The organism is Spirosoma migulaei, assembly GCF_054776855.1.
Genome location: NZ_BAAHBG010000033.1, coordinates 260,587 through 284,770, shown reverse-complemented (window position 1 = coordinate 284,770; position 24,184 = coordinate 260,587). Strand labels below are relative to the sequence as shown.

18 protein-coding genes are annotated in these 24,184 nt (G+C 47.5%); 14 read left to right on the top strand and 4 right to left on the bottom strand.

Features of this window, described 5'->3' with window-relative positions:
• Positions 1-834 precede the first annotated feature (834 nt).
• Entirely contained in the window at positions 835-1,005 is a 171-nt protein-coding gene (locus ACYVGO_RS30960) for a hypothetical protein (protein ID WP_460972623.1), read from the top strand.
• Positions 1,006-1,096: 91 nt separating this feature from the next.
• Positions 1,097-2,194, top strand: coding sequence for a peroxiredoxin family protein (locus ACYVGO_RS30955; RefSeq protein ID WP_460972622.1), 1,098 nt, complete (start codon positions 1,097-1,099; stop codon positions 2,192-2,194).
• Between the two features lie 156 nt (positions 2,195-2,350).
• On the opposite strand, the gene ACYVGO_RS30950 is transcribed toward ACYVGO_RS30955, so the two are convergent.
• Positions 2,351-3,361 carry an SDR family oxidoreductase gene (locus ACYVGO_RS30950; protein ID WP_142774624.1) on the bottom strand — a complete coding sequence of 337 codons (1,011 nt, stop codon included), beginning with the start codon at positions 3,359-3,361 and terminating at the stop codon, positions 2,351-2,353.
• Between the two features lie 278 nt (positions 3,362-3,639).
• Between ACYVGO_RS30950 and ACYVGO_RS30945 the strand changes: the two genes are divergently transcribed.
• Positions 3,640-4,224, top strand: a complete 585-nt coding sequence (locus ACYVGO_RS30945) for a hypothetical protein (RefSeq protein WP_460972621.1) — start codon at positions 3,640-3,642, stop codon at positions 4,222-4,224.
• A gap of 1 nt (position 4,225) precedes the next feature.
• Positions 4,226-5,161 carry an alpha/beta hydrolase gene (locus tag ACYVGO_RS30940; RefSeq protein WP_460972620.1) on the top strand — a complete coding sequence of 312 codons (936 nt, stop codon included), beginning with the start codon at positions 4,226-4,228 and terminating at the stop codon, positions 5,159-5,161.
• Positions 5,162-5,215: 54 nt separating this feature from the next.
• Here the strand turns inward: ACYVGO_RS30940 and ACYVGO_RS30935 are convergent, their stop codons facing one another.
• Entirely contained in the window at positions 5,216-6,877 is a 1,662-nt protein-coding gene (locus ACYVGO_RS30935) for a 7TM diverse intracellular signaling domain-containing protein (protein ID WP_460972619.1), read from the bottom strand.
• 409 nt (positions 6,878-7,286) lie between these two features.
• On the opposite strand from ACYVGO_RS30935, the gene ACYVGO_RS30930 reads away from it, so the two are divergent.
• Together ACYVGO_RS30930 and ACYVGO_RS30925 are read left to right on the top strand one after the other, a co-directional pair.
• On the top strand, positions 7,287-7,823 hold the full coding sequence (locus ACYVGO_RS30930; protein ID WP_460972618.1) for a hypothetical protein: 537 nt from the start codon (positions 7,287-7,289) through the stop codon (positions 7,821-7,823).
• Between the two features lie 47 nt (positions 7,824-7,870).
• Positions 7,871-10,333 carry a TonB-dependent receptor gene (locus ACYVGO_RS30925; protein WP_460972617.1) on the top strand — a complete coding sequence of 821 codons (2,463 nt, stop codon included), beginning with the start codon at positions 7,871-7,873 and terminating at the stop codon, positions 10,331-10,333.
• Positions 10,334-10,507: 174 nt separating this feature from the next.
• On the opposite strand, the gene ACYVGO_RS30920 is transcribed toward ACYVGO_RS30925, so the two are convergent.
• Positions 10,508-10,885 carry a hypothetical protein gene (locus ACYVGO_RS30920; RefSeq protein ID WP_142774629.1) on the bottom strand — a complete coding sequence of 126 codons (378 nt, stop codon included), beginning with the start codon at positions 10,883-10,885 and terminating at the stop codon, positions 10,508-10,510.
• Positions 10,886-11,787: 902 nt separating this feature from the next.
• On the opposite strand from ACYVGO_RS30920, the gene ACYVGO_RS30915 reads away from it, so the two are divergent.
• The 4 genes from ACYVGO_RS30915 to ACYVGO_RS30900 all read left to right on the top strand — a co-directional run bounded on the left by ACYVGO_RS30915 (position 11,788) and on the right by ACYVGO_RS30900 (position 13,786).
• Positions 11,788-12,207: a response regulator gene (locus ACYVGO_RS30915; RefSeq protein WP_142774630.1), complete on the top strand. Its 420-nt coding sequence runs from the start codon at positions 11,788-11,790 to the stop codon at positions 12,205-12,207.
• A 222-nt stretch (positions 12,208-12,429) separates the two neighbouring features.
• The gene (locus ACYVGO_RS30910; RefSeq protein ID WP_142774631.1) at positions 12,430-12,687 is read left to right on the top strand and encodes a hypothetical protein; all 258 of its coding nucleotides are present in this window, start codon (positions 12,430-12,432) and stop codon (positions 12,685-12,687) included.
• Positions 12,688-12,731: 44 nt separating this feature from the next.
• Positions 12,732-13,100, top strand: coding sequence for a hypothetical protein (locus ACYVGO_RS30905; RefSeq protein WP_460972615.1), 369 nt, complete (start codon positions 12,732-12,734; stop codon positions 13,098-13,100).
• Between the two features lie 314 nt (positions 13,101-13,414).
• Positions 13,415-13,786 carry a hypothetical protein gene (locus ACYVGO_RS30900; RefSeq protein ID WP_168207866.1) on the top strand — a complete coding sequence of 124 codons (372 nt, stop codon included), beginning with the start codon at positions 13,415-13,417 and terminating at the stop codon, positions 13,784-13,786.
• A 77-nt stretch (positions 13,787-13,863) separates the two neighbouring features.
• Here ACYVGO_RS30900 and ACYVGO_RS30895 read toward each other — a convergent pair whose 3' ends face one another.
• Positions 13,864-15,201 carry a hypothetical protein gene (locus ACYVGO_RS30895; protein WP_460972614.1) on the bottom strand — a complete coding sequence of 446 codons (1,338 nt, stop codon included), beginning with the start codon at positions 15,199-15,201 and terminating at the stop codon, positions 13,864-13,866.
• A gap of 173 nt (positions 15,202-15,374) precedes the next feature.
• Between ACYVGO_RS30895 and ACYVGO_RS30890 the strand changes: the two genes are divergently transcribed.
• The 4 genes from ACYVGO_RS30890 (at position 15,375) to ACYVGO_RS30875 (ending at position 23,914) form a co-directional block, all read left to right on the top strand.
• Complete coding sequence (locus tag ACYVGO_RS30890) at positions 15,375-18,437, top strand: SusC/RagA family TonB-linked outer membrane protein (protein ID WP_460972613.1); 3,063 nt, start codon at positions 15,375-15,377, stop codon at positions 18,435-18,437.
• Positions 18,438-18,573: 136 nt separating this feature from the next.
• Positions 18,574-20,058 carry a RagB/SusD family nutrient uptake outer membrane protein gene (locus ACYVGO_RS30885; RefSeq protein WP_460972612.1) on the top strand — a complete coding sequence of 495 codons (1,485 nt, stop codon included), beginning with the start codon at positions 18,574-18,576 and terminating at the stop codon, positions 20,056-20,058.
• Positions 20,059-20,190: 132 nt separating this feature from the next.
• Complete coding sequence (locus tag ACYVGO_RS30880; RefSeq protein WP_460972611.1) at positions 20,191-22,671, top strand: hypothetical protein; 2,481 nt, start codon at positions 20,191-20,193, stop codon at positions 22,669-22,671.
• Between the two features lie 604 nt (positions 22,672-23,275).
• Entirely contained in the window at positions 23,276-23,914 is a 639-nt protein-coding gene (locus tag ACYVGO_RS30875) for a GntR family transcriptional regulator (RefSeq protein ID WP_142774636.1), read from the top strand.
• Positions 23,915-24,184 lie beyond the last annotated feature (270 nt).

Below are 24,184 nucleotides of genomic sequence, written 5' to 3'. Positions count from 1 at the left end.
ACAGCTAAAATTATTTTCCTTGTTTATTCCGGCTGATTATTAACTCTATGTAAACCTAGTATATGTAGATATAAGGACCTAACAGCCATACTCAGGTTTTGCGTGAAATCGCCAATTTCCTGGTCGAAATGACCTAAATAGCCGCAAACGATATGTCATATGTGTTTTATATCATAAAATACATAAACAGGGAGTAAATTATAATAATATCTATTTTTACATAACTATACATATAATTTTACCTTAAATTAGTGGCCTCTATAATAGACATAAAGCGTAGTACACTGAATTATAGCCAGCTTAAGTTTCAGATACCATTCAGTATTAATTACCCAACCAAGCCAATTTGAGCCTTCTTTTTAGTAAATGTTTTTTAATCTATCATTGTTAAGTTCTATATAATTACTTTTAACTCTTTTTATTAGAGCTGTTGCCATTCACCTAAAGCTAACAATTCGAATTTACGTAATCAAAGACTGTATAATTAAAATAAATTTCAGAATATAAACAGTACAAATCATTGACTTTTCCATTGATAATAAAGGTAGGATTACAAATAATAGTAAGTAGCAAAAACAGACAGCGCCATTTTTTATTTTTACTGTTATACAATCATATTTCCAAATCTTCGTGGTTGATCATGCTTGAACTTTATAACTGACTAAATCATAATACCTACTTCCGCATATAAGCCCTACAAACGAAAGAAGGTAAATCAATATTCACTTTTGGATTGATTTATAAATAAAAATCTCTATTTACGCGAAAATCAGTTATTCGAAAATAAAACCTAAACCGTACTTTGTAATAATAAACCATTTACTTCTGAGCCTATTGCTAGCTAATAGCTTACCCGGCCTGGCGCAAAAAGCGCTTCCCGGCAAAATTGAAGCTGAAAGCTATTCTGCCAAACAAGGTGTAAGTACAGAAACTACGGCCGACACAGATGGTGGCCTGGATGTGGGGTGGATTGGAAAACAAATCGTTGCATCCTGGCCACCCTGATCGCCGAATTTCCTGTGCTGAACCTTTGTGAAGTGGATGACGTCTACTTATCAGTTTTACTGACCATCAATCATCCATCAACAACGAGTCCATGCGTTTTTTTCTTTTCTTGTCTAGCTTCTGGGCCCATGTAGCCTTCTCCCAATCGGCTATGGTGAAAGGGTTACTCCCGGCAAAATTTTCCGGTAAGCCGGTGCAATTAACCCTCATGAATTATGAAACACGCAAGGACAGGAAAGTCCAGGAAGTAGTTGCCGACGCTAAAGGGTCATTTCAATTTACGATACCGCTGAAAGAACCGCTCATTTATACAATCAGCGTGGCGGATTCGGGACTGGTGCAGGTGGTAGCCAAGCCAGGTGATGCGCTCAAGTTGGAATTCAAAAAAGATGAAATCGTATGCTCCGGTTCTCAGGACACACAATACCTGATCGACTACGAGCGTAATCGCCGGGATGTTTTTGCTAAATACCTGAAGCGCACCTATGATTCATCGGCAGTAGCGGTAAAAAGTGGTAACAAGGCCCAGATTGAGTACTGGAACGTTGAGCACGAGAAAGCGTCTGAAAATTATAAAGCTGAGCTGGCCACCTGGGTTGAACAGCCTTTCTTTATCAACTCACTCGCTGCGGTTCATCACAGCATGCGCTGGCATTCGGATAATGACATCAACCTGATGGACCAGATGGTGGCCATCTTTCAGAAAAAATACCCTGGTTCTGAATTAACACGACAGCTTGTTAGCAAAGTGGCAGCTACCAAACGTATTGCATTAGGCGCTATAGCCCCGGAATTCATGGCAAAGGACACGGCTAACCATACCGTCGATTTGAAAAATTATCGAGGTAAATATACGCTGGTCGATTTCTGGGCTTCCTGGTGCGGCCCCTGCCGACAGGAAAGCCCAACGCTGGTGAGACTTTACAAAACGTACAAAGACAAAGGGTTTGCTATTTTAAGCGTGTCGATCGACACCGATAAATCCAGATGGGCGAATGCTATCAAAAAAGATGGCTATACCTGGGAGAATGTATCTGAGTTGGATGGCTATTCGGGTTCAACGGCCGCGTTGTACACGGTTACCGCCATACCTAATAGTTTTTTGCTTGATAAAGACGGAAAAATTATCGCCAAAAATCTGAGGGGTAAAAACCTGGAGGACAAATTAATTACGCTCATGGGCCAGTAACCAGGGAGAATGGAGGTAACTGGTAAAGAGAAGGTCAGGGAATATACCTATTGGGGCTTTCGTAGTTAGCGGCTTAATTTGGGCAATTACTAGAAAAGCCGCGTCAGCATAGGCTGAGCGCGGCTTTTCTAGTAATAACGAATGAACTGGACTAGATTAGGGCTGTCCTCCCCCACCAGCCGCTCCGTATACCTGGCCTGTAGCATAACTGCCATCATTAGCCGCCAGTTGAACGTAAATAGATGCCAGCTCGGCGGGTTGGCCAGGGCGGCCCAGCGGGGTATTTCCGCCGAAGGTTTTTAGCTTTTCCTGCGTGGCTCCACCGCTGGGTTGTAATGGTGTCCATATAGGGCCCGGCGCTACACCATTTACCCGAATACCCTTGGGGCCAAGCTGTTTAGCCAGCGACTTGACAAAATTCATCGTAGCCGCTTTGGTCTGCGCATAGTCGTATAAATTGGGCGAAGGGTCATAAGCCTGCTCGGATGTTGTTCCGATAATGGACGATCCGGGCGGCATGTGCGGTAAAGCGGCTTTAATAATCCAGAAGGGTGCATAAATGTTGGTTTTCATCGTCGCGTCAAAATCTTCCGAAGAGACATCCAGTATAGACTCCCGACTTTGCTGCCGGGCCGCATTACTCACCAGAATATCTAATCCACCCAATCCTTTTACGGCTTCCTCCACCAGTTGCTTACAGAACGCTTCGGTGCGGATATCGCCAGGAATAGCAATCGCTTTCCGGCCTTCTTTCTTGATTAAATCCACTACCTCCCTGGCGTCGGATTCCTCGGCCGGCAGATAGTTAATGGCCACATCGGCTCCTTCGCGGGCATAGGCAATTGCAGCGGCTCGCCCCATGCCTGAATCTCCTCCGGTAATCAACGCTTTTCGGCCAAGTAAGCGCCCGGATCCTTTATAACTGGTCTCGCCATGGTCGGGACGCGGGTCCATTTTGCTGGCTAACCCTGGCCAGGGCTGCGGCTGGGGTTTAAATGGAGGTTTGGGATATTTCGTGGTCGGATCGACAAGCGGTGCCGGAGCCAATGACCCTACTACCTGAGACTCCGAATTGGCCAACACTGCCGGTGCCAGTACGGTAGCCGCCAGACCACTGCCAATGCCACCAATGAGCTGGCGTCGGCTGAGTTGATTTTCATTGATCATGGTTGTTTTCGTAAGTTGAGTAAGTGATTACTATTTGATATTATAGTTAGCCCGTAGGTTATATGCCTCAACGAGTCGTAGTAGGGTAAGGTTAGATTTTTCTTGCTATTTAATGAGGTAGGGCTTTTTGAAAGCACCGGCAGTAAACTCAAGTGCCCCGGCAGGCAACTGTTACTACGCTTCTCTACTAATTCATACCACCTTTAAACGTCTATTCGATTGCAGTGTTGCCCTCACCCGTATTCAAACTGAATCAGTATATCACCCCCACCTTCTTTATGAAACCAGGTTACCTGTTGATTCCTATGCTTTTCGGAATCGCTCTTTCGCCCACATTTGGACAGGAGCACTCGACTCAATACACCCAGGCGCGGCCTGGCGGAGCTGTGCTGGACATCGGAATCCGACTTCAGAAATCAATTAACCTGTATGCCGAAAATGGCCTTACGGTGCAGTATACTCATCCTAAACTGGCGTCCAGCCGATTGTATATCGGGCTCAGCTACGTTAGTTCGCGACTGGGAACAGCCTTTCACTCGAATGCCATTAAGCAGGACAACTACCTGGTCTCGGCTTCCTATTATTTCAGGCCTACATGGTTGATTCAACCCGTTGTCAAGGCGAATGTGGGCTACTTTGCCGCCCATTATGGAAGCCCCCTATTCGACGAATTAGCCCGAACCTCGCTGCTGGCGTCTCCTGAAGTTGGCCTGTGTTACTGCCCCAACTTTCCGCTCAAAATCAACGCGTCTGTCGGCTATAACCTGCTTACCGGCAACGGTCTTTCAGGGCCAGGTACGTTGTATCCCGTTTTTGTCCAGACCAGTATCAGCTGGAACATTCTTAAAACGCCCAAAAACTAATATGAAAACAATCCTTAGTCTCTTGGTTCTACTTGTGATTACCCTGGCCTGTTCACCCGAACCCACCATCACAAAAGACATGCTGGATGGGGGAACCTTGTTCGATCCATCGCTCTACAAGCCAGCGAACTACCTGGTATCGAAAGCAATGCCAAACCCGACGCCTGAGCAGGCCAGGAAACCCGTTATTATTGCCTGTCATGGCTATTCGGCCACTACATTCGAGTGGGATGAATTTCGAAGCTGGTCAACTGGCCGGACTGATTTTTACCTGTCGCAGGTGCTGCTGGGCGGACATGGGCGAAGTTACAACGACTTCAAAACGTCAACCTGGCACGACTGGCAGGCGGCCATTATGGATGAATATAGTCAGTTGGAAAAGGCTGGCTATCAAAATATCAGCTTACTCACCTCCTCCACGAGTGGCGCTTTACTACTGGAACTGGTTGCTTCTGGCTACTTTGCCAACCACATTAAACCCCGGAATCTGCTGCTGGTTGATCCCATCGTAATTCCCTCCGACAAATCCTTATCGCTAATTGGGGCGCTTGGGCCTATGCTGGGTTATATTGAAACGAAACAGTCGGCTGATGAGGATAAAGTCTATTACCACTTTCGGCCCCAGGAAACCCTGCAACAACTCCAAAGTCTGCTGACCGTGGTTCGTCAGGATTTGGAGAAAGGAATAACGTTGCCTTCGGGCTGCAGTCTGAAGGTCTACAAGTCGAAAAAAGACCCATCAGCCGATCCGGTCAGCGCAGTACTGATCTATCAGGGCAGCCAAACCGCCGACGGAAAGCCGGTAACCGTTGAGTTGATCGACTCTGAACTACATGTGTACACACGCCTGAAACTTCGGGATTCGGTTACGGCCAAAGACCAGCAAAACCAGACGGCTACCTTTACAGACATTAGCCGTCTTGTTATTGGTCATTAGCTATCGACTATCATCTGACTATCAAACAAATAGCCAATAACTACTAACCAATATTCAGTTATCCAGCCCCATCTTTTTTAGAAACTCGGGCTTTACCCGTCGGGCTACATCCACCTCGCTACCGTCTGTCATCATTAGGGTGCCTCCATCGCCCCGTCGATACTTAGTGATGTAGTTCAGGTTAACCAAGTGGGATTTATGCACCTTAAAGAAATGGTCATGGTCAATCAGCACCTGTTCAAACTCGGCCATTGAGCGCGAAGCCACCAACTCCTTTCGGTTAATAAAATGAACCGTCGTGTAGCTACCCATGGCCTCAATTCTGATGATGTCGTCGGAAGTAAACAGCAGAACACTTTCCAGGGTTGGAATAGGTATTTTCCTGACCCGCTCGCGCTCTTCTCGGATCATTTTGAGCACTTGCTGAAGTTCGTCGCTGGCGGTGGGTTGTGTCTGCTGCAATTGATTTTCCAGTACCAGATTATGTCGTTCAACCAACTGCTGGTTTTCGTCAAGTCGTTTAAGTGCCAGTTCCTGCGCCTGGCTGATACTGTTACGCAGTAAGTTGATTCGGTCAATCAACGCAAACGTAAGCAGAGTCGCCTGGCAAACGGCCCCAATCTGATACCCATAGTAGGTTACTGTGTGATCGAAGGAGATAATATTAAATAGGGTAAGCACTAATAATAAAACTTCAACAATATAAATACCCCACCCCAGCAGATAGAACCGGGCAGGCCGAAAGCCCCGGCGATACAGCCAAAATCCCGTGGCCAGAAACGACAGGAAGGTAACCAGAACAATTACGTTGAAGGCCATCTCGGCCGACTGAATACCCATTATTTTAGCCAAAACGACCCCAATGGCCAGGATACTAACCCCCTGATAAGCTCGATTAATATGGGGGTGAACGGCGCTGATGTTCAGGAAAGAAACCGAGAACGCAATACTGGTTAGCAACGTAAAGAGCCGAATGAGACTGGAGTTGATCCCGTTGTTCATGTAGGGCATATCCCGCCAGAGAAGATCGAACAGGTACCCCTCAAATGTCAACAGCGTGAGTGCTGAGAAGATCACATGCAGGGTATACAGGAGGTAGGTTCGATCATGTAGTGACACAAACATGAAAAAGCTAAACAGGGCAATCAACGCCATGACACCCACCACGAAGGCGTTGATCATTGTTTCGCGGTATACTTTTTGAACCACCGGCCGAATAGTGCCCAGTTTAATGGGTAACACCAGCCCATTCATATCCTTGAGCGCGATATACAACTGCCTGGGGTGCCGACCCAGATAAAGTGTGATACTATTAATGCCAAAATACCGATTTGAAAATGGACGCAAGACCCCCGTCTCCAAAAAGTAAGTGGTATCCTCGCTGACAACGTAGGCATCGACAAAGTCAACATCCTGAGCTTCCAGGATGGCATAGACGGGTTCGTTGGTTTGATTGCCAATATCCCACTTAAGCCAGATTCGGGAGGAAGTAAATCCCAGGTTGATGACCTTATCCAGGCTGTTGGTAAACTGGGCATCCGGCATCTTACTAATCTGAACGTGGGAGAGTTGATTCGTTGTATCCTCAAAATAGCGAGCAAAAGAGCCCATCTCAAGCAACTCAGTGGCGCGGTCGTAACGGATAATTTGTTGAGCCTGTAAACAGACTGAGGTAAGCAGGTAAACGCAAAACAGGGCAAGTATACGGTTCTGCATTATTTTGGACAAAATAGTACCTTAAATATATTCAGTTTCTTTGTTTGGGTAATATAAGTCTAAATTTCAGGAATCGGGTGCCTTTCGCCGATTTCGCCACTCGATTCCCAGTTTTTTCCGGATAATCCTCTATTAACTACGCTTCCGGCCAGGCAGAAGCATAAACTTGATGTCAAGCTGTTTTTAGACAGGCTTGGTTTGTAAGGACTTCCGGCGTGGATGTAGCCAGTTGCACCTCAGGTTATTTTTCTGAAGAAAATGGCCCAGAGTCCTAAAAATGCCATTCGTAGTTTCCTGCCGAAGATAAACTCAGACCTGCCGAAGGTAAACCGGCAACTTGATAGCCTGCTACTACCCGCTACGTTTGGCTTGTTCCTTCCTGAAAATAAGTCAAATTTTTCAAATTACTATGGCACGCCCAATTGTCACCTACCTTACTTTCCTGGTCAGTTTAGTATCAGTACTAGCCTGCCAGCGGCAACAAGCGTTGGTTCCGCGCTCAAGGCCATACGATTATGCATCTGCTACTGAAATTCAGGCTGAGACAAAAAACGCATCTCTGTATACGTTAGCTATAATTCCGAAAATTGGCGAACAGCCCTACGACTCAGTTGCCACCAACAGTAGCCTGCAGGTGCAGCCTCAACCATCCACTAAGCCCGATGTTCAACTACGAAAGGGATTCCGGCAAGATACGGTTGTTGCTTCCGGACACCAGCTAGCCCCTATTGAAACGGATCTGGATACGAAGGTTGCCCAAAAACCGATGTACAATTCAACAAAACAGCAGGGCATTTCTACGCTGTTAGCTGTCGGACTAGCAGTGGTTGCCGTTACGAGTGGAACCTTTAAAATACCTAACCTACAGGATCACATTATACCTGGTCTGCTGTCTCTTATTGCTGGAACAATCGTATTCTTTATTCGTAAAGCGTCGGGTAAGTAGCTTTTTCCCCTTTGACTATATTTCACACTTTTGATCTCCACATTCACATGAAAACCCGCTACCTGGCAAAATTTGCTTTCCGCTTCCTCATCCCATTTAGTAGTTGTTTTTCGGCCAATGCTCAACTAACCCAGACGTTACGGGGGCATGTTGTCGACAAGGAGTCCAAATTTCCATTGGCTGGTGCTACGGTTCAGATAATAACTACTGGAAAGGGCATTTTGAGCGATACAACAGGGGCATTTCGCCTGACAGGCGTGCCCCTTGGACGTCATACGGTGAAGGTTTCCCTGCTTGGCTACAAGGATATGTTGCTGAATGATATCCTCATTGATGCTGGCCGGGAGAAGATCCTGGATATTGAGTTGGACGAGGACATCCGCCAGTTAGCTACTGTTACCGTAGCCGCCCAACGGACTGGCGAAGCCCGTAATGAAATGGCCGTTGTATCGGCCCGTCAGTTTTCGGTGGATGAAACAAACCGCTATGCCGGTAGCCGGGGTGAACCCGCTCGTATGGCGTCCAACTTTGCCGGGGTTCAGGGCGCTGACGACGCTCGGAACGACATTGTAATCCGGGGGAATTCGCCACAGGGCGTACTTTGGCGCGTTGACGGTATCAACATCCCCAACCCAAACCACTTTGCCATTGCCGGTACATCGGGCGGGCCCGTCAGTATTATCAACAATCGGTACCTGGCTAATTCCGACTTTTTTACGGGTGCGTTTCCCGCTGAATTTGGGAATACAGTAGCAGGCGTGTTTGACCTGAAACTACGAAACGGAAATAACGAGCGACACGAAAAGATGATTCAGTTTGGCTTTCTGGGTACTGAAGCCATGGCGGAAGGCCCCCTATCAAAAAAATCGAAGTCGTCTTATCTGGCAACCTATCGGTATGCCAATCTGTGGTTATTTAATAAACTGGGTATCGACATTGGCACGCAGGCTGTACCGGCCTATCAGGATGGGTTTTTTCGAGTTAACTTTCCGCAGAAAGATGGCGGAAACCTGTCACTTTGGGCATTGGGTGGAACCAGCACGGTCAATATCCTCATTAGTCAGCAGGAAGTAAACGATCGTAATATCTTCGGCAATAACGACCGCGATCAGTATTATACCTCACGGATGGGCGTGGCCGGGCTAACCTATACGAAGCCACTCAATCGAAACACGTTCTGGAAAGCTACGCTGGCCGTATCCGGCAACGCCCAGATTGCTAACCATAACTATTTGTTTCTGGAAAAAGATAAGCGTGGCAATCCACTCGTTCAGAATAGTCGGTATGTAATCGACTCACTCAGACCCATTCTGGATTACCGCTTCTCGGAAGTCAAGTATTCGTTATCGACTTTCCTTACGCATAAACTCAGTAACCGGTCGACGGTTAAAGCGGGAATGAACACCGATTTGTACCACTTTCGGGCCTTCGACAGTGTACGAACGCTTACGGATATCAACGCCACTACGTTCGGTCCCTGGCGCACGCGCTGGAATACGAATATTGGCTTCACGCTTGTGCAACCCTACGTCAGTTATCGCAACCAGTTGACCGAGAATCTGTCGCTGACAGTTGGCCTGAATGCACTCTGGTTCACCCTTAACCGCTACAGTTTATCGCCCGTTGAACCGCGCATTGGCGTAAGCTGGGCGTTGCCCAATCGTCAGAAACTGAGTCTGGCCGCTGGGTTGCACAGTCAGATTCAGCCTGTTTATTCCTATTTCTATGGCGCAGACCTCAACAGTCAATCGGCATCCGGGCAATTGGCTAATCGGACTATGGGCCTGACCAAAAGCTGGCATTATATGGCCAGTTATCAGCGGCTTATAGGTCGTAACATTCGGTTACTGATTGAGGGATATTTCCAGCGACTATTTGCCATCCCGGTTGAGCAGGGGCGGTCATCGTTTTCAATGGTAAATACCGGAGCGGCCTTCTCCCGAATCTTGCCTGGCCCCCTCGTCAACACGGGTACAGGTCGAAATTACGGCGTTGAGTTAACGGTGGAGAGGTTTTTTAGTAACCACTATTACTTTCTGCTGACGGGTTCACTTTTCGATGCCCAATACAAAGGCTCGGACGGGATATTGCGAAATACCGACTTTAATGGCCGTTACGCATTCAATGCGCTCGTTGCCCGAGAAATTACCTTTCGTCGGTCATCACTTACCCTTGGGTTTAAGTTTATAACCACCGGAGGGCGCTGGTATGGCCCCGTTGATGAGCAGGCATCCCGGCTAAATCAGGAGATTGTTTACCAGAGTGAAGGCCGGAATACGGCTCAGTTCGCACCGTACCGGCGTTTTGATCTCAAAGTCGATTATAAATTAAATCGAAAAACACAGAACAACAAGGGGCTGACGCACACGATTTCGGTAGATTTCGTCAATGTGCTGGGGGTTCAAAATATTCTATCGCTGAGCTATGCGCCACAACCCGATGGAACAGTTGTCAAGAAAGAATACCAGTTGGGCTTCCTGCCTGTTTTTCTATATCGAATTGACTTTTAGAATAATAGAAGAATCCAGGTATACCTACTCAGTCGGGAAGACCAATGCAACGTTGGAGAATGGGCTAAATTTAGGAGCTCGCTACTATGTTATTGATTCAGAATCGTTCACGAAACACGGTACCTATATAAAGGCAACACGAATAAGCATAGGCTGAAATGATCACAATCGAATTCAGGGGTTTCTATGCGTTCGCATGTACTCATTTCTTTCCTTCATAATGAATAGGTAGTTGGTCCCCAAATTGGGATAGAATCCTAAAATGGCTACCACTTCATGCCAATAGTCGTAGAGAAACCAGTGTAAATCCAGCGCTTTCGCTTCTTGGATTTGCTCGAAGGCTGCAATCATGGCCTTATCCTGAAGTGGATGAGCCTTTCGAATGACAAACTTTAATCCAGCATACATCGCATTCAGTTCAGAAGGACTAAACGCTACGCCCCACTGTCGGGGCAGAACCCCTGGAAAGACTACCTCCGTTGCAATGAACGTCTTGATATATTCTTTCAATAAATGTATGTTTTTAGGGGAGGATATAGTGAATGTTTTCATACATGAAACAGTGCTAAAACCTTGCCAACGTACATTTTTTTAGCATGAACAAGCGAATTATTATTATATTTTTTTTGTGCACTAAAAAACTATAAATCTGTTATTTACTCCTCTTAATCAATAATAAACTATTATTAACCTTTTAAACATTATCAACTACATTTAACTCCTCACTAATATGACACATATCTGTATACTGACTCCTATTATTAAACAACAAAAAGTTATCCATTTAAGGCAACATCTGATCAAAACCACTTAAAGCCGAAGGTATTAGCTAAGCAGTTGTATAATCAGTGTAACACAATCTCTGCCCTAAAAACACAGTAATCACAATTCGCTGCCCTAGATTTGCTGCAAATTGACTAGATGATTTAGTCTGGCGATTCATAAAGACATTGTGCCGCCCAATAAATAAGTTACCATATATTAATTTATACCTCCATATTGTTATCATATTCGTGATAAATTATGGGTTTAGGTTAAAGTAATTACATACTGAAATACTGACTTTTTTTTAAGTCAGTATTTTTTTTAACAAAAAAGCCCCGTCAATTATGACGGGGCTAATAACGTTAAAGTTGAGCTACACCTATGGGTTAGATTGATAGTTCTTCCCTTAAGACGTAAAAAATTCAATTGGGACACAAAAACGTTGATACTATTTGTGCCAACGTTCCATCTAGCCCATAAGAGCTCGCAAAGTGCCAGATCGGCAAATCACAAGTAGTCCTACCTTAATGGCAAAGTCAGAGATATATAGTCTATTGATAATCTCTACAAATCTGGTGATCTGCCCCATACTATCATCATTTCGTACCACTTAATAGATACAGCCAACAATTTGGTTAAACAGTAAAAGCAAGCGAGTTATACCGAATCAACGTTATGCAACTTGTTTAATGGAAACGTCTCGACTTATCTTCATTGTTGATGATGAAACTGATTATCTGTTCTTACTCCAAGCGCTGTTTGCCCGATTTTACCCAACCTATACGGTTCGCTTCTTTACTAGTGGCAAGGCTTTATTAAACGAGCTTCATCGTTTGTCCGAGCAGCCAGACTTAATTCTATTGGATCGGCATATGCCTGAACCAGATGGCCACCAGACCTTACTTGCCTTAAAACAACATCCAGCCTTCCAACTAATTCCAGTAGTGATGATGAGCGCCCAGGCTACAACCGAAGAGATTAACGGTTGTTACCAGGCAGGGGTTAATTCGTTTCTACTGAAAAGTCTGGATATACACTCACTCAAACAAAACCTAACCGTACTATGCCAGTATTGGCTGGAACTCAATCTGGTAGCCAGGTATATGTAAGTCTCTAACCACCTGCTTCAGCTCGTCAATCTCAGCTTGCTGTTTCTGCTGTACCCAACAACCGTTTTTCCTGCTAAAGAGCATCCCGACTGAGATCAGAACAACAGATTACCAAGACAAGAAAGTCTACAATAAGTCACTAAAACACTAAATCAATCCCTCATTCTAACCTAATTGCCCTTTTGTGGTTAATAAGCTAGAGAAACATAACTCGCTACGGCAATGGCAAAACGTAAAATGATACTTCCGCCGACCCGAAATGAGCTAGCCGCTCAGGAGATTCAGTCCAATCAGGTATTTGCGCTTGATAACGTTACCCAGCTACGACAGGCCGTCGATCAGGCCGTCTATGGCGAACTTCAGGCGAACATGCCCACTGATACAGAGCGAGCCCAAACCGTTGAAGGGTTAACAACGCTTGGTCAAATGGGGCTTTTGACCGAAACGGATCTAGATGAAGCCAGAAAAGGTTATTTATAAATCAGCTTACCTGATTACTATTCAGATTGTTCGCTTAATATTCCATGGAAACTATCTACGACTGGCTCCTCCACAATATAGGCAATGAGGGCAATTACCTAACCATTCTGAATGTTCAGCGCCAATTAGCGAATAACGAACTGGACGGACTCGATGTAATGGCTCGTACCAAAGACTTCAAGGTGATTAACCTGTTTATTCAACCCACAATAAAGCAGGATTCAGTATCGGATGAGGGGAAGGGAAGAACACCGAAAGAAGATTATTTCTTTGGAGAGCCAGGCCAGGTAATTACCTATTTATCAGAAGGTAAAACTATCGACTTAACAGCTGATTCAGCGTCAGCGCACATTCACATTGGTATTCTGGAACCGGTTAGCAATGCGGGTTCCGTTAGTTTTCCTCCCAGGTAATTTACGGTTGATTTGCTATTGGGCTACAAACGGTAGCCCACAGGTTAAGCGCCTTATGGCCAATCTAAGTCTACACAACAAAATCAACCGAATGGGCTAAACACACCATAGCGTGAATTCTCTATACGCCATAGCTACTAAAGCGCTTACTCTGATGAAGTAAGCGCTTTTTTATTTATACATACTTGACCCTAAACGCAACCTTACTCAGTATCTCTCCGTATTAGCAATATCATTGGCGGATGCTTTTCATCGCGAAAATGCAGAACCCGTAGTTACCTTTTCAGGTTCGACCGCTTACTGGCTATTCACATATGGATACTTACACCTTAATGAACAATCGCTCCTACTCCAATCAATGGGAATGTACCAATGTGGTAACTGAATGGTGCAAATCGATGGCGACTTTTCATGACTGTTATTACAAAGTAGTAGCTCATCTTAACGAAAATAAACATAGGCATGTAAGCCTGCCTTCTGGCCTATGCACCCAGGAACCGCTACGAGTACTTTTGATGACAATGCAGGTGGAACTGGAAACACTCGTTCAACATGCGGATCGCCTTGATGCCTGCACACCTACGGCTCGGAAACAATTCACGAAAGAGCTGTCTATTCACACAAAGCACCTGAACCAGTTAAACCAGCGAGCGGTCTTACTGCTTGTTAGTCAACTGGCTAACTAAGTTTATAACCGTATTTTCGGCTCTCCCCGTAGCTGAAAAATCAAAGAAGTCAATTGGATCAAGACACCTGCCACCCTTTAGAAACTACCATCGAATACCTTATTCGTTTTCAGGTCCTTCAACAAAAATGAGTTGACCGTACCGATGCCTGAAAAGCGAATCCGGACGCCGTACACGCGCTGAAGTGGCGTTGTGTAGTGCGTTTCGTAAACCATCCGCTTGTTAATAAAAATTCGAACCCGCTTATTCACGACTTCCAGTTTTAGCGCCCCACCCGAACGAAGATCGGCCCCCAGGAAACTCAGATCGTCACGCTGGCCATTTTTTAACAGATCAGACGTCTGTAAGTTGGTCCAGTGAACACAGCCGGGCTTTATGATATCGAATAAATGCTGCGACGACTCGCCCCACACCGTAAGCCCCACCTGCGAACAGCGAACGCCCGCCCGGTCAGGGGATGTTTGTACCTGGGTTATCAGTTCAAAATTATCTCCGTCGATGGCAGACGGATGGCTATTGATGAACTCCATAAAAAAGGTCCGGTTGGTATCAACACCGGCATGCGCTGCCTCCCGGGCGCTAACACTCCGCTGCCCATTGCCAAACAGATGTCGAACCTCAATGGGATATACCCGCGTGGTATCGTGCATCATATTGGCGGTCACTGTCCACCCTTTTGTCTGTAAGTAAATCATAGCGGTATCCATGTTCTTGCCATTTCGTTGCAGGACAGCGAAATAGCGACCCGGCCGCTCATAGTAATGGGTATACAGGCTATCCGACGAGTTTATACGTTCTTTTTTACCATCCCCGTATTGAATCATATAGGTATCAGACTCATCCGTACCGAGAGTCGGTCGTCGAACGGCAAACACGGCCGAATGGGGATTTTCGCCGAATGGATTCCGACAAATGAAGTGCACGGGTTCGCTGGCTTTCGTGGCTCGGTTCAGAAAAAACAAAAGCCCTACGGCCAGCGCAGCAACGCTAATCAATGTGGGCAACAACCACGTTCGTTTACCAGTCGATTCTGGGATTGGACTATTCAGAACAAGGGCAACTGGCTTCTCGATCGGTGGTTCGATTTTGCTAACCGCAGTTCGCTCGATCAATTCCTGCAGTTGAACGAACGACTCCCAATCCGTATACCCTATGTAAATCGCCAGCGCATCCCGGGTCGCTTTTTGCGGATAGTAGCGGGAGTCCGTTTTGATCTTGCCAAAAATTCGCTTCAGCGTATTCGGACTAATGCGTACACGGGTTTTCCTGAAAAGGATCTGGCTTAAACTAACGTAGTCGCTGTTTATCCACTTTTCCCAGTCAGGCTTTCCGTACGTTTCGCTGACACGCTGACAACAAACGTCTACATGATAGAGAAGTTCAGCCTTGCCATGTTGTCCATTTTCCGTGATCATACACCGTAAAACACTGCCTATTAGACCGTTATCTTGTCCATAATTTCGGATAACAAAATGGCTAAGGCCATTCCATCATCTCCCTATAGTCCAAAACTACCTTTGTATTCTCGCATTTACCTAAATCCAGTCGCGGGAACAATTGGTATAAAAACTATAAATATCTGAATATTATGCGACAAAAACTTTTACTGGGTTTCGTTGTTTTTTTAGGGTGGTTATCTCCCCTGTTGGCGCAGGCGGGGCCACTGAACGACAGGATCGACGATCGGGTTATTACGGGTACCATCACCGACGAAAAAGGGACTACGTTACCAGGCGTCAGCATCCTGCTGAAAGGCACCGGCCCAACGGGTCGGCAACGTGGAACCGTTACGGATGGGAAGGGACAATTCAGTCTGTCTGTCCCTGATAAAGGGGCTGTCGTCGTGATTAGTTTCGTCGGGTATCTCAGTCAGGAAGTAGCCGTTGGCAATCGGACGAGTATCGACATTCAGCTTTCTCCCGACTTAAAAGCCCTGGAAGAGGTCATTGTTGTGGGCTATGGTACGCAACGAAAAATTGAAACCACCGGTGCCATTGCCTCCGTAAAAGCGGCCGACCTTCTGCAAACCCCCGTAGCGAACGTAGCGCAAGGGTTACAGGCGCGGGTGGCGGGTGTACAAATCACGCAAAACTCCGGTGCGCCTGGTGGTAACGTCAGCGTCCGAATCCGGGGAACGAACTCCATTAATGGCAGTTCAGAACCGCTCTATGTAATCGACGGCATTCAGATTTCCAACAGTGGTGGCATCAACGACGTGAGTCCGCTTTCGCAAATTAACCCCAATGATATCGAGTCGATCGAAGTCCTGAAAGATGCTTCATCCACCGCCATTTATGGAGCGCGGGCTGCCAATGGGGTTGTACTCATCACCACAAAACGCGGCAAAGATGGGAACACGCGGGTTAGTTACGATGGCTACGGCGGAGTGCAGCAGGTGAATAAAACGCTGGATGTGCTGAATGCCTCGCAATTTGCGCAACTCGAAAATGAGGTCTACAAACGGGCAATTTACGCTGACCCAACCACCCTGGGCCAGGGCACGAACTGGCAGAATCTGATTTTCCGAAAAGCTCCCATCCAAAGCCACCAGCTTTCCGTTTCAGGCGGGAACCAGAAAACCCAACTGGCGCTCTCACTGAACTATTTCAATCAGGACGGCATCATTAAAAACTCCAACTTTACCCGCTACTCCTTCCGCTCCAACATCGACCATCGCCTTACTGACAAAGTTCGAATTGGGACTAGCTTATATTATGGCTATTCGGTGAATAACGGTGTAAGTGCCGGTGGTACCGGATCGGACGTGACCAGCAGCCGGGGTGGTGTTTTAGGTGCCGCTGTGGCTGCTCCGCCAACGCTGGTCCCTTACCGGGCAGATGGCAGCGTGTTTCCGTTTCAGGACCAGATGAACGGTCAGTACCAGGAAGTATCCAATCCACTGAATTTTATCACGCCCATCAACCGGCAGACAACCCAGCGGATTCTGGCCAACGTATACGTTGAGTTTGCGCTGTTCAAAGGCTTTACCTACCGTCCTAGTTTCAACGCCGATCTGGGTACTACACTGAATGAGTACTATTCACCCTTGTCCTTGTTGAGTGTATCTCAATTAGCCTCGGGCGGGGGTAACGCCACCAATACCAGTTCGTACGGCCGGACGTTGCTACACGAAAGCATATTCACCTACCGAACCCGACTTGCTACCAACCATACCCTTACGGCAACGGCAGTACTAGCCACACAAGCCAATGTTAATCAGGGCTATACGCAAACGGCTTCTAATTTCCCGAACGATGTAACCGAGAACAATTCCGTTGGGTTAGCCGTGAACCAGCGCATCAGCAGTGATAAAAGCAAATCCCGGCTTGACTCGTACCTGGGCAGGATTAACTATGGGTACAAGGACAAGTATTTCCTGGATTTAACAGCTCGTGCCGATGGCTCCAGTAAGTTTGGAGAGAACAATAAATACGGTTTTTTTCCAGCGGTAGCGGGTGCCTGGCGAATTGTGGAGGAATCGTTTATGAAGTCGGTACCGGTTATTTCTGATTTAAAACTGCGCGGAAGCTGGGGTATCACCGGGAACGCCGGAGCCATTGATCCCTATCAATCGCTGGCCACGGTGAGTGCTTCGGGCCTGAATTACAATTACAACCATAACCCCGTAACGGGTATCAATCCCGCTGCGATTCCAAACCCGGATTTGAAATGGGAACGATCAACACAGGTAGATATTGGTCTGGATGTGAGTCTGTTCAACAGCCGCCTGTCATTGGTGGCTGATTACTATAACAAACGGACGGATAATCTCCTGTTTCAGAAAGTGTTACCGATGTCGTCGGGCTATACGGCCCTGACCGGCAATTTCGGTTCAATTCAGAATCGCGGGCTTGAATTAGCGGTGAACGGGCGGATTATACCGGGTGGTGGCCGGTCTCTTCAGTGGGATGCCTCGGCCAATATCACCTTCAATCAGAACAAGGTACTGGCCCTCGATGGCATTCTGGATGAACTCCCCCGCTCGGCGTATGCCTTGCTTAAAGTCGGCTACCCGATGGGCCTGTATCGAACCTACGTCTTTGACGGCATCAGCCAGACGGGCGAGACTATTCTATCCGGCTATGACGGACGACTGGGTGGCCAGAAAGTAAAGGATATAAACGGCGACGGGACTATTACAGCCGCCGATCAGGTGTTAGCAGGTAACGCACAACCCAATTTTATCTTCGGTTTTTCAACCTCCCTCCGCTACCGGGGTTTCGATCTGAGTCTGTTTGTTCAGGGTGTACAGGGCAATAAACTCATGAACCTGTTCCGCTATACGTTCGAAACGGCGCTGGGGCAGCAGAATGTACTGGCCACGCTGGCCAATCGCTGGTCGCCTACGAATCCGAGTAACGAGTATGCCAGCGGATTTCAGGGCGGTCGGTTACCGCTTTCGGATCGGTACATTGAGGATGCTTCGTTTATTCGTTTGAAGAACATTTCGCTGGGCTACACCCTGCCTAAAATCAAAGGAATTAGCCAGATTCGTCTGTATGTCAGCGCCAACAATGCCCTCACGCTCACGAAGTATTCCGGCTTCGATCCCGAAGTGAACAACTTCGGCAATGCAACCACGCAGTTCATTGATAACGGTACGTATCCCATTGCCCGCTCGTATTTAGGTGGTCTACAGGTAACATTCTAAACCGGGATTTATATGATTTAACTGACCGACTATGATTTTAGCAATCTGATATTGCTTTCAAAGAAAGCTAGTTTATAAAATCATAGTCGGTCAGCTAAATCATATAAATCCTGGTTCAGACAATCTCTCTAAACTCATGAAAAAACAACTTCTGCTGCTACTGGCTTTGTCGGGCCTCACGTGTTCGTGCAGCAAACTGGGCGAATCGGTATATTCCTCCATTTTTACGACTAACTTTTACAAAACCGCTTCCGATGCCGAAGCGGGAATCACCGCATCGTCCGGTTCACTCATCAATGTCTACGGATTTCCGCTAGTGGCCGCTTCCGATTTCGCTGCCGATCAGGCCTATCCTCGTGCCGTAGTGGGTCGAAATACGCTGACGCTATTTACCTACGACCCTTACTTCACGGCTCAGCGTAACTCAGGACGTCATGAAACCGAAGGGCCACAGGGCGTCTGGCGATTTAGCTACAAGGGTATTGAAAACGCGAACTGGGTGATCGAGAAAGTCCCTACGATTCAGATGGACGCCCAGCGCCGGACCGAGATTGTGGCCGAAGCCTATGCACTCCGGGGCTTATACCACTGGCTTCTCACCAAAACGTTCAACGAGATTCCGGTGAAAACAAAAGCCAGCACCAGCGAAACCGAAGCGCTCATTCCCAAAAGTTCGCGTGCCGACATCTACAAGCAGATTTACAGCGATTTAGATCAGGCCATTGCCGGTTTACCGTCCTATTCTGGCAGTCTGGTAAAGGGACGCCCATCGAAAGAAGCCATTCAGGGCCTCTACGCTAAAGTTGCCTTGTATAATGAGGACTGGGCCAAATCGTTGCAGTTGGCGCAGGCCGTTATCAGTTCGGGCAAATACTCGCTGATGCCGAATGTACTGGACGTATTTGATGTCGATAAGGAAGATGCGGCCCGGGTCGAAAATATGTGGGCGGTTGAAGCCGACCGGGTTACGCCTAGCCGCTGGTTGACGGTTATGGGCATTGCAGGGCCCAAAAACAGTAGCGGACCCGATTACGCCAAAGTATCGTTCGGGTCGTGGTTTGCCTATCAGGCTTTCTTTGACTCGTTCGATCCAAAAGACAAGCGACGCCAGTTACTGGACACGACCTATCGCGATGTGTCGGGGAAGATCGTTCTCCAGAAAGACGTCACGCCCGTAACACCGAAAGGGGTACTCATTCGCAAATACCGCGACCCCAATTCCATCGGCGAAGCCAACAACTGCAATTTCCCGATCATCCGGTTGGCTGATGTTTACCTGGTTGCCGCCGAAGCCGAAGCGCGTCAGAATGGTGCTACCGCTACGGCTTATGGGTATATCAACACCATTCGCAAGCGGGCGGGTCTGAGCGATCTGACGCCAGGCCTGAGCAAAGACGCCTTTATTGCGGCCGTTCTGCAGGAACGCTCCTGGGAACTGTTTGCCGAAGCCGACCGCTGGTTCGATCTTACCCGAACCAACACGTTCATGACCGTTATCCCCAAAGCCGTCAACGATGTGTATCCCGTCCGAACGCCACAGGCCAAACACCGATACTACCCTATTCCGCTCGAAGAACTACAGGCTAACCCTAAATTAACACCCAGCCCAGGTTGGGAGTAAATAAAATAGAACACAGATTATTATGATCTATATGGTTAATTAGGATCAATCATAAATCATCTTAATGATCTTAAAAATCTGCGTTCTACCTCATTTTTTCCCGCATAGACCTATTTCGTTATCCGTCAACCAATGAAAAAATACATTATTACGGCCTGCCTTCTTGGATGGCTCATTACACAGAGTCAGTTATCAGTTGCCCAGTCTACATCGTTCCCCTCCTACAGTGGCATTTACCCGCATCTGGCCATGTATAACAATGAAGGCGAATGCGGTACTGGCGCGGTTGTCCCCTGGGCCAACAAGCTGTGGGTAGTTACCTATGGCCCGCATTTGCCCCTGGGCTCGTCGGACAAGCTGTACGAAATAAGCTCGGATCTGAAGCAGATTGTACGGCCGGAAAGCATTGGGGGAACACCCGCCAACCGGATGATTCACCCGGAAAGTAATCAGCTGTTTATTGGGCCGTATGCCATTGATAACAAGGCTAATGTCCGCGTGATACCTTACACAATCATGCCGGGACGCCACACCGGAAACGCCCGCCATCTAACCGACCCCAAAAACAAGATTTATTACGGAACAATGGAAGAAGGCTTTTACGAAGTGGATGTAAACACCCTGACGCCCACCATGCTCTACGAGGATGGTAACGTACACCATCAGAAAGCGGCCGATGAATCCAATAACCTGCAAAATACGCTACTGCCGGGTGCGCACGGCAAAGGCGTGTATTCGGGTCAGGGGGTTATGGTGTATTCCAACAATGGCGAGCCCGGCCCCAAAGCACTCGCTCAGTTCGATATTCCAGCGGGTTCCTTATCGGAGTGGAATGGTAAAAACTGGACGGTTGTGCGTCGGAATCAATTCGTTGAGGTAACCGGGCCAGGTGGCATTTACGGCAACAAAAATCCAGATACCGATCCAATCTGGGCGACGGGCTGGGATCATAAATCCGTGCTGCTGGGCGTTCGGAATAAGGAAACAGGCTGGCGTTTCTTCCGGCTGCCCAAAGCCAGTCATACCTACGATGGTGCCCACGGCTGGAATACCGAATGGCCGCGTATCCGGGATGTAGGAACAACTCAAAAAGCCGATTACCTCATGACGATGCACGGATTATTCTGGCGATTCCCCGAAACGTTCACCGCAGCTAACACCGCAGGCATCCGCCCCCGAACCGCGTATCTGAAAGTAATTGGCGACTACACGCGCTGGAATGACCAATTGGTATTTGGTTGCGATGATTCGGCACAAAAGGAGTTTCTGAATAAACGAAAAGCCAAAGGCAACCTCGAAGGGCCGGGGCAATCCAACTCAAACCTGTGGTTTACTTCGCTAAACACACCCGATCAACTTGGTCCAAACACAGCCGAAGGGGCCGTCTGGCAGCATGAAGCCGTGAAAGCCAATGAAGCCTCGGAGCCTTTTTTATTCGCGGGCTGGTCGAACCGCTCGTCCTGGGTACAGAACACCGGTGATGCCGATGTTGTGCTTACGTTTGAAGTGGATAAAACCGGAACTGGAAATTGGACTACTTTGCAAACGACTACCGTTGGTGCCCACAATGCCGTTCATGTAGCCTTTTCGGCAGACACGCCCGGCGAATGGATTCGGGTAAAATCGAGCAAAGCGGCTACTTTATCGGCACACTTCTTTTATAGTGCAACGGATGCCCGCACTACCAAAGCCAATCCGCTATTTACGGGGTTGAGTACCGTAGCAGCGGCCAATACGACTGGCGGTCTGATTTATGGATTAGGCAAAAATCGGCGGGCGTTGGCCGTGGCTGCACAGACGTATTCAGGTAAGCAGGTATCCGATGTAGGCTACTATGAACTCAATGGCAGCATGCAGTTGGTTCGAAAAAACGATGCCGGAACCGAGTCGTTCATTAAAGACAAATTCGCCATTCCGCAGAAAGCCGTGACGATTGAGGAATCGAGCGTTTTAGTGGTCGATGACAAAGGTCGGCGGTGGCGGTTACCGCTGGGGAACGCGGCCTATACCGACCTCACCAATCAGGCCGCGTTGCGCATCTGCCGGGAAGTGGCCACGGAACGGGACCTGTTCAATTGCCACGGTACCTTTTACGAACTACCCGCCGAAAATGCCGACGGGTACGCTAAAATCAGACCGATTGCCTCCCACAATCTTCGTATCAACGATTATGGCTCCTATCGCGGTTTGCTGATCATGACGGGCATCAACCTACCATCCGCGTCTAAAAATGAGCACATTATCGTATCGGATGATAAAAAAGCAGCCGTTTGGGCGGGTGCCATTGATGATCTCTGGAAACTGGGCAAGCCAATCGGGCACGGCGGACCCTGGAAAAACACAACCGTCAACGCAAATGAGGCCTCTGATCCCTACCTGATCGGGTTTTACGACCGTCGGAGCTTGCAGCTCTCCCACAAAGCCAGTTCGCCCGTAACGTTTACCATTGAGGCTGATCCGGTGGGAAATGGCAGCTGGATGGTTTACAAGACTGTTACGGTGTCAGCGGGGCAACCCCTCAACTATGAGTTCCCGAAAGATTTCCAGGCGCGCTGGGTCCGCTTTAAAACGGATAAAGCTTGCGAAGCCTCAACCCTGCTTCAGTATAATTAAGCGTTCGTTAGAGTTGTACAAAAATAGGTCTACTGTCTTGCGAGTAGACCTATTTTTGTATAACTGTTTTTGTGTAGCGTCCTTTCCCTGCGCTTCGCAAAAAGCATTTTCCTGTACTTCTAACGCCATACAAACAGGGCTTGTCCCATCAAATCGATTCGTATCGAGTGCTACTTGTGATAATTATGGAATAAATCCGGCGGTATGACGTAATCGACCGATCAGTCTACTTTCATCTTCCTGCCCGAAGGCGTGTTGAATTACCTGACAGGTTTACACTTGATCGGCTTTCAGCTCAGGGCATACCGTAATTTTCATGCTTGATTCTATAAAAAGCGCTATATCTTCACATTAATCATTAATGCCTTTAGTCTTTACGTCTTATTCATATAGCGCTACTTTGGCTTGTAGTCTGATGCACGAGTATACGGTCCAATTTTTCCAAACCAATAAAATTGCTCTATTTTCAGGCACCGGAAGCCAAAGGTGATGGACGATTCGTCGACGCCCTAGCAGAAGCTTCCTGTTTACAGATAATCTACTTCATTGATTACAAAAAAACTTATATTTGTTTCCTTAATAGCTCTATTTTTGTTTACAAAATATGAAAGTCGATTCGCTTGCCAACAAAGCCTATATCGAAATCAGGCGAAAAATATTATCCAACCAGTTAGTGGCGGGCACGCGCTTAAAAGAAGATCTCTGGGCTAAAAAGATGGACGTGAATCGGATGGCGGTTCGCGAAGCACTTACCCGGTTGCAGGGTGAGCAATTAATTGTCTTTGGCGAAAAAGGGGGCTATTTCGTGAAATCCATGACCGCCAGCGACATCCGGGAAATCCGCGAAATCCGTGAACTACTGGAATTAGGGGCGCTCCGATTAGCGATCCAAAAAATTGATGATCAGCAGATTGCTAAGCTGGAAGAAATCTGTAACGACTTTTCATCCATGGTGGAGCGCGGTTATCTGAGCGGTGCCCTGGAAGCCGATGTTAAATTCCACGAAACCTTAATCGACTGTGCGGGTAATTCCAAGCTGATGGATATCTACCAGATCAGCAATATTCCCCTGTTTCACCAAAAAATCGGGAAGACGCAGATCCACATGGACGACTATGAGCTAACCGACCAGGAGCACCGCCAGATCCTAAAAGGACTGAAAGAGAAAGACTTACCACTCGCACAAGAAGCCCTCACCAAGCACTTACTCCGGGGCGAAACCGCTTCTTTAGAGATCGAATAGGAGCCATTTCCCGTTTGGCTTCACCCCTCAGCAGGCTCTAATCAGCCATTTCCTGCCTTTTAGTGCGGCCAGTGATGTCAGGTTCAGAACCTGACAGGGGAGGTTTCTCAAAACCTCGTTAAGTAGACAGCCTATCCAGTAGGTTTCAAGTAACCTATAGTGTCAGCTTTAAGAACCGCGCGGGCGGCCCCGCTAACATCACGACAACAGCCAGGCCTCACCTTAACCTGACGGTTATTCGCCAGTTCCGGCCTGAAACGATCATTTCTA

Coding starts and splice junctions, on each gene's coding strand:
- ACYVGO_RS30955 (WP_460972622.1), top strand. CDS start 1,097: ATGCGTTTTTTTCTTTTCTTGTCTAGCTTCTGGGCCCATGTAGCCTTC.
- ACYVGO_RS30930 (WP_460972618.1), top strand. CDS start 7,287: ATGGCACGCCCAATTGTCACCTACCTTACTTTCCTGGTCAGTTTAGTA.
- ACYVGO_RS30880 (WP_460972611.1), top strand. CDS start 20,191: ATGAAAAAATACATTATTACGGCCTGCCTTCTTGGATGGCTCATTACA.
- ACYVGO_RS30925 (WP_460972617.1), top strand. CDS start 7,871: ATGAAAACCCGCTACCTGGCAAAATTTGCTTTCCGCTTCCTCATCCCA.
- ACYVGO_RS30905 (WP_460972615.1), top strand. CDS start 12,732: ATGGAAACTATCTACGACTGGCTCCTCCACAATATAGGCAATGAGGGC.
- ACYVGO_RS30920 (WP_142774629.1), bottom strand. CDS start 10,885: ATGAAAACATTCACTATATCCTCCCCTAAAAACATACATTTATTGAAA.
- ACYVGO_RS30875 (WP_142774636.1), top strand. CDS start 23,276: ATGAAAGTCGATTCGCTTGCCAACAAAGCCTATATCGAAATCAGGCGA.
- ACYVGO_RS30900 (WP_168207866.1), top strand. CDS start 13,415: ATGGATACTTACACCTTAATGAACAATCGCTCCTACTCCAATCAATGG.
- ACYVGO_RS30910 (WP_142774631.1), top strand. CDS start 12,430: ATGGCAAAACGTAAAATGATACTTCCGCCGACCCGAAATGAGCTAGCC.
- ACYVGO_RS30940 (WP_460972620.1), top strand. CDS start 4,226: ATGAAAACAATCCTTAGTCTCTTGGTTCTACTTGTGATTACCCTGGCC.
- ACYVGO_RS30945 (WP_460972621.1), top strand. CDS start 3,640: ATGAAACCAGGTTACCTGTTGATTCCTATGCTTTTCGGAATCGCTCTT.
- ACYVGO_RS30915 (WP_142774630.1), top strand. CDS start 11,788: ATGGAAACGTCTCGACTTATCTTCATTGTTGATGATGAAACTGATTAT.
- ACYVGO_RS30935 (WP_460972619.1), bottom strand. CDS start 6,877: ATGCAGAACCGTATACTTGCCCTGTTTTGCGTTTACCTGCTTACCTCA.
- ACYVGO_RS30885 (WP_460972612.1), top strand. CDS start 18,574: ATGAAAAAACAACTTCTGCTGCTACTGGCTTTGTCGGGCCTCACGTGT.
- ACYVGO_RS30890 (WP_460972613.1), top strand. CDS start 15,375: ATGCGACAAAAACTTTTACTGGGTTTCGTTGTTTTTTTAGGGTGGTTA.
- ACYVGO_RS30950 (WP_142774624.1), bottom strand. CDS start 3,361: ATGATCAATGAAAATCAACTCAGCCGACGCCAGCTCATTGGTGGCATT.
- ACYVGO_RS30895 (WP_460972614.1), bottom strand. CDS start 15,201: ATGATCACGGAAAATGGACAACATGGCAAGGCTGAACTTCTCTATCAT.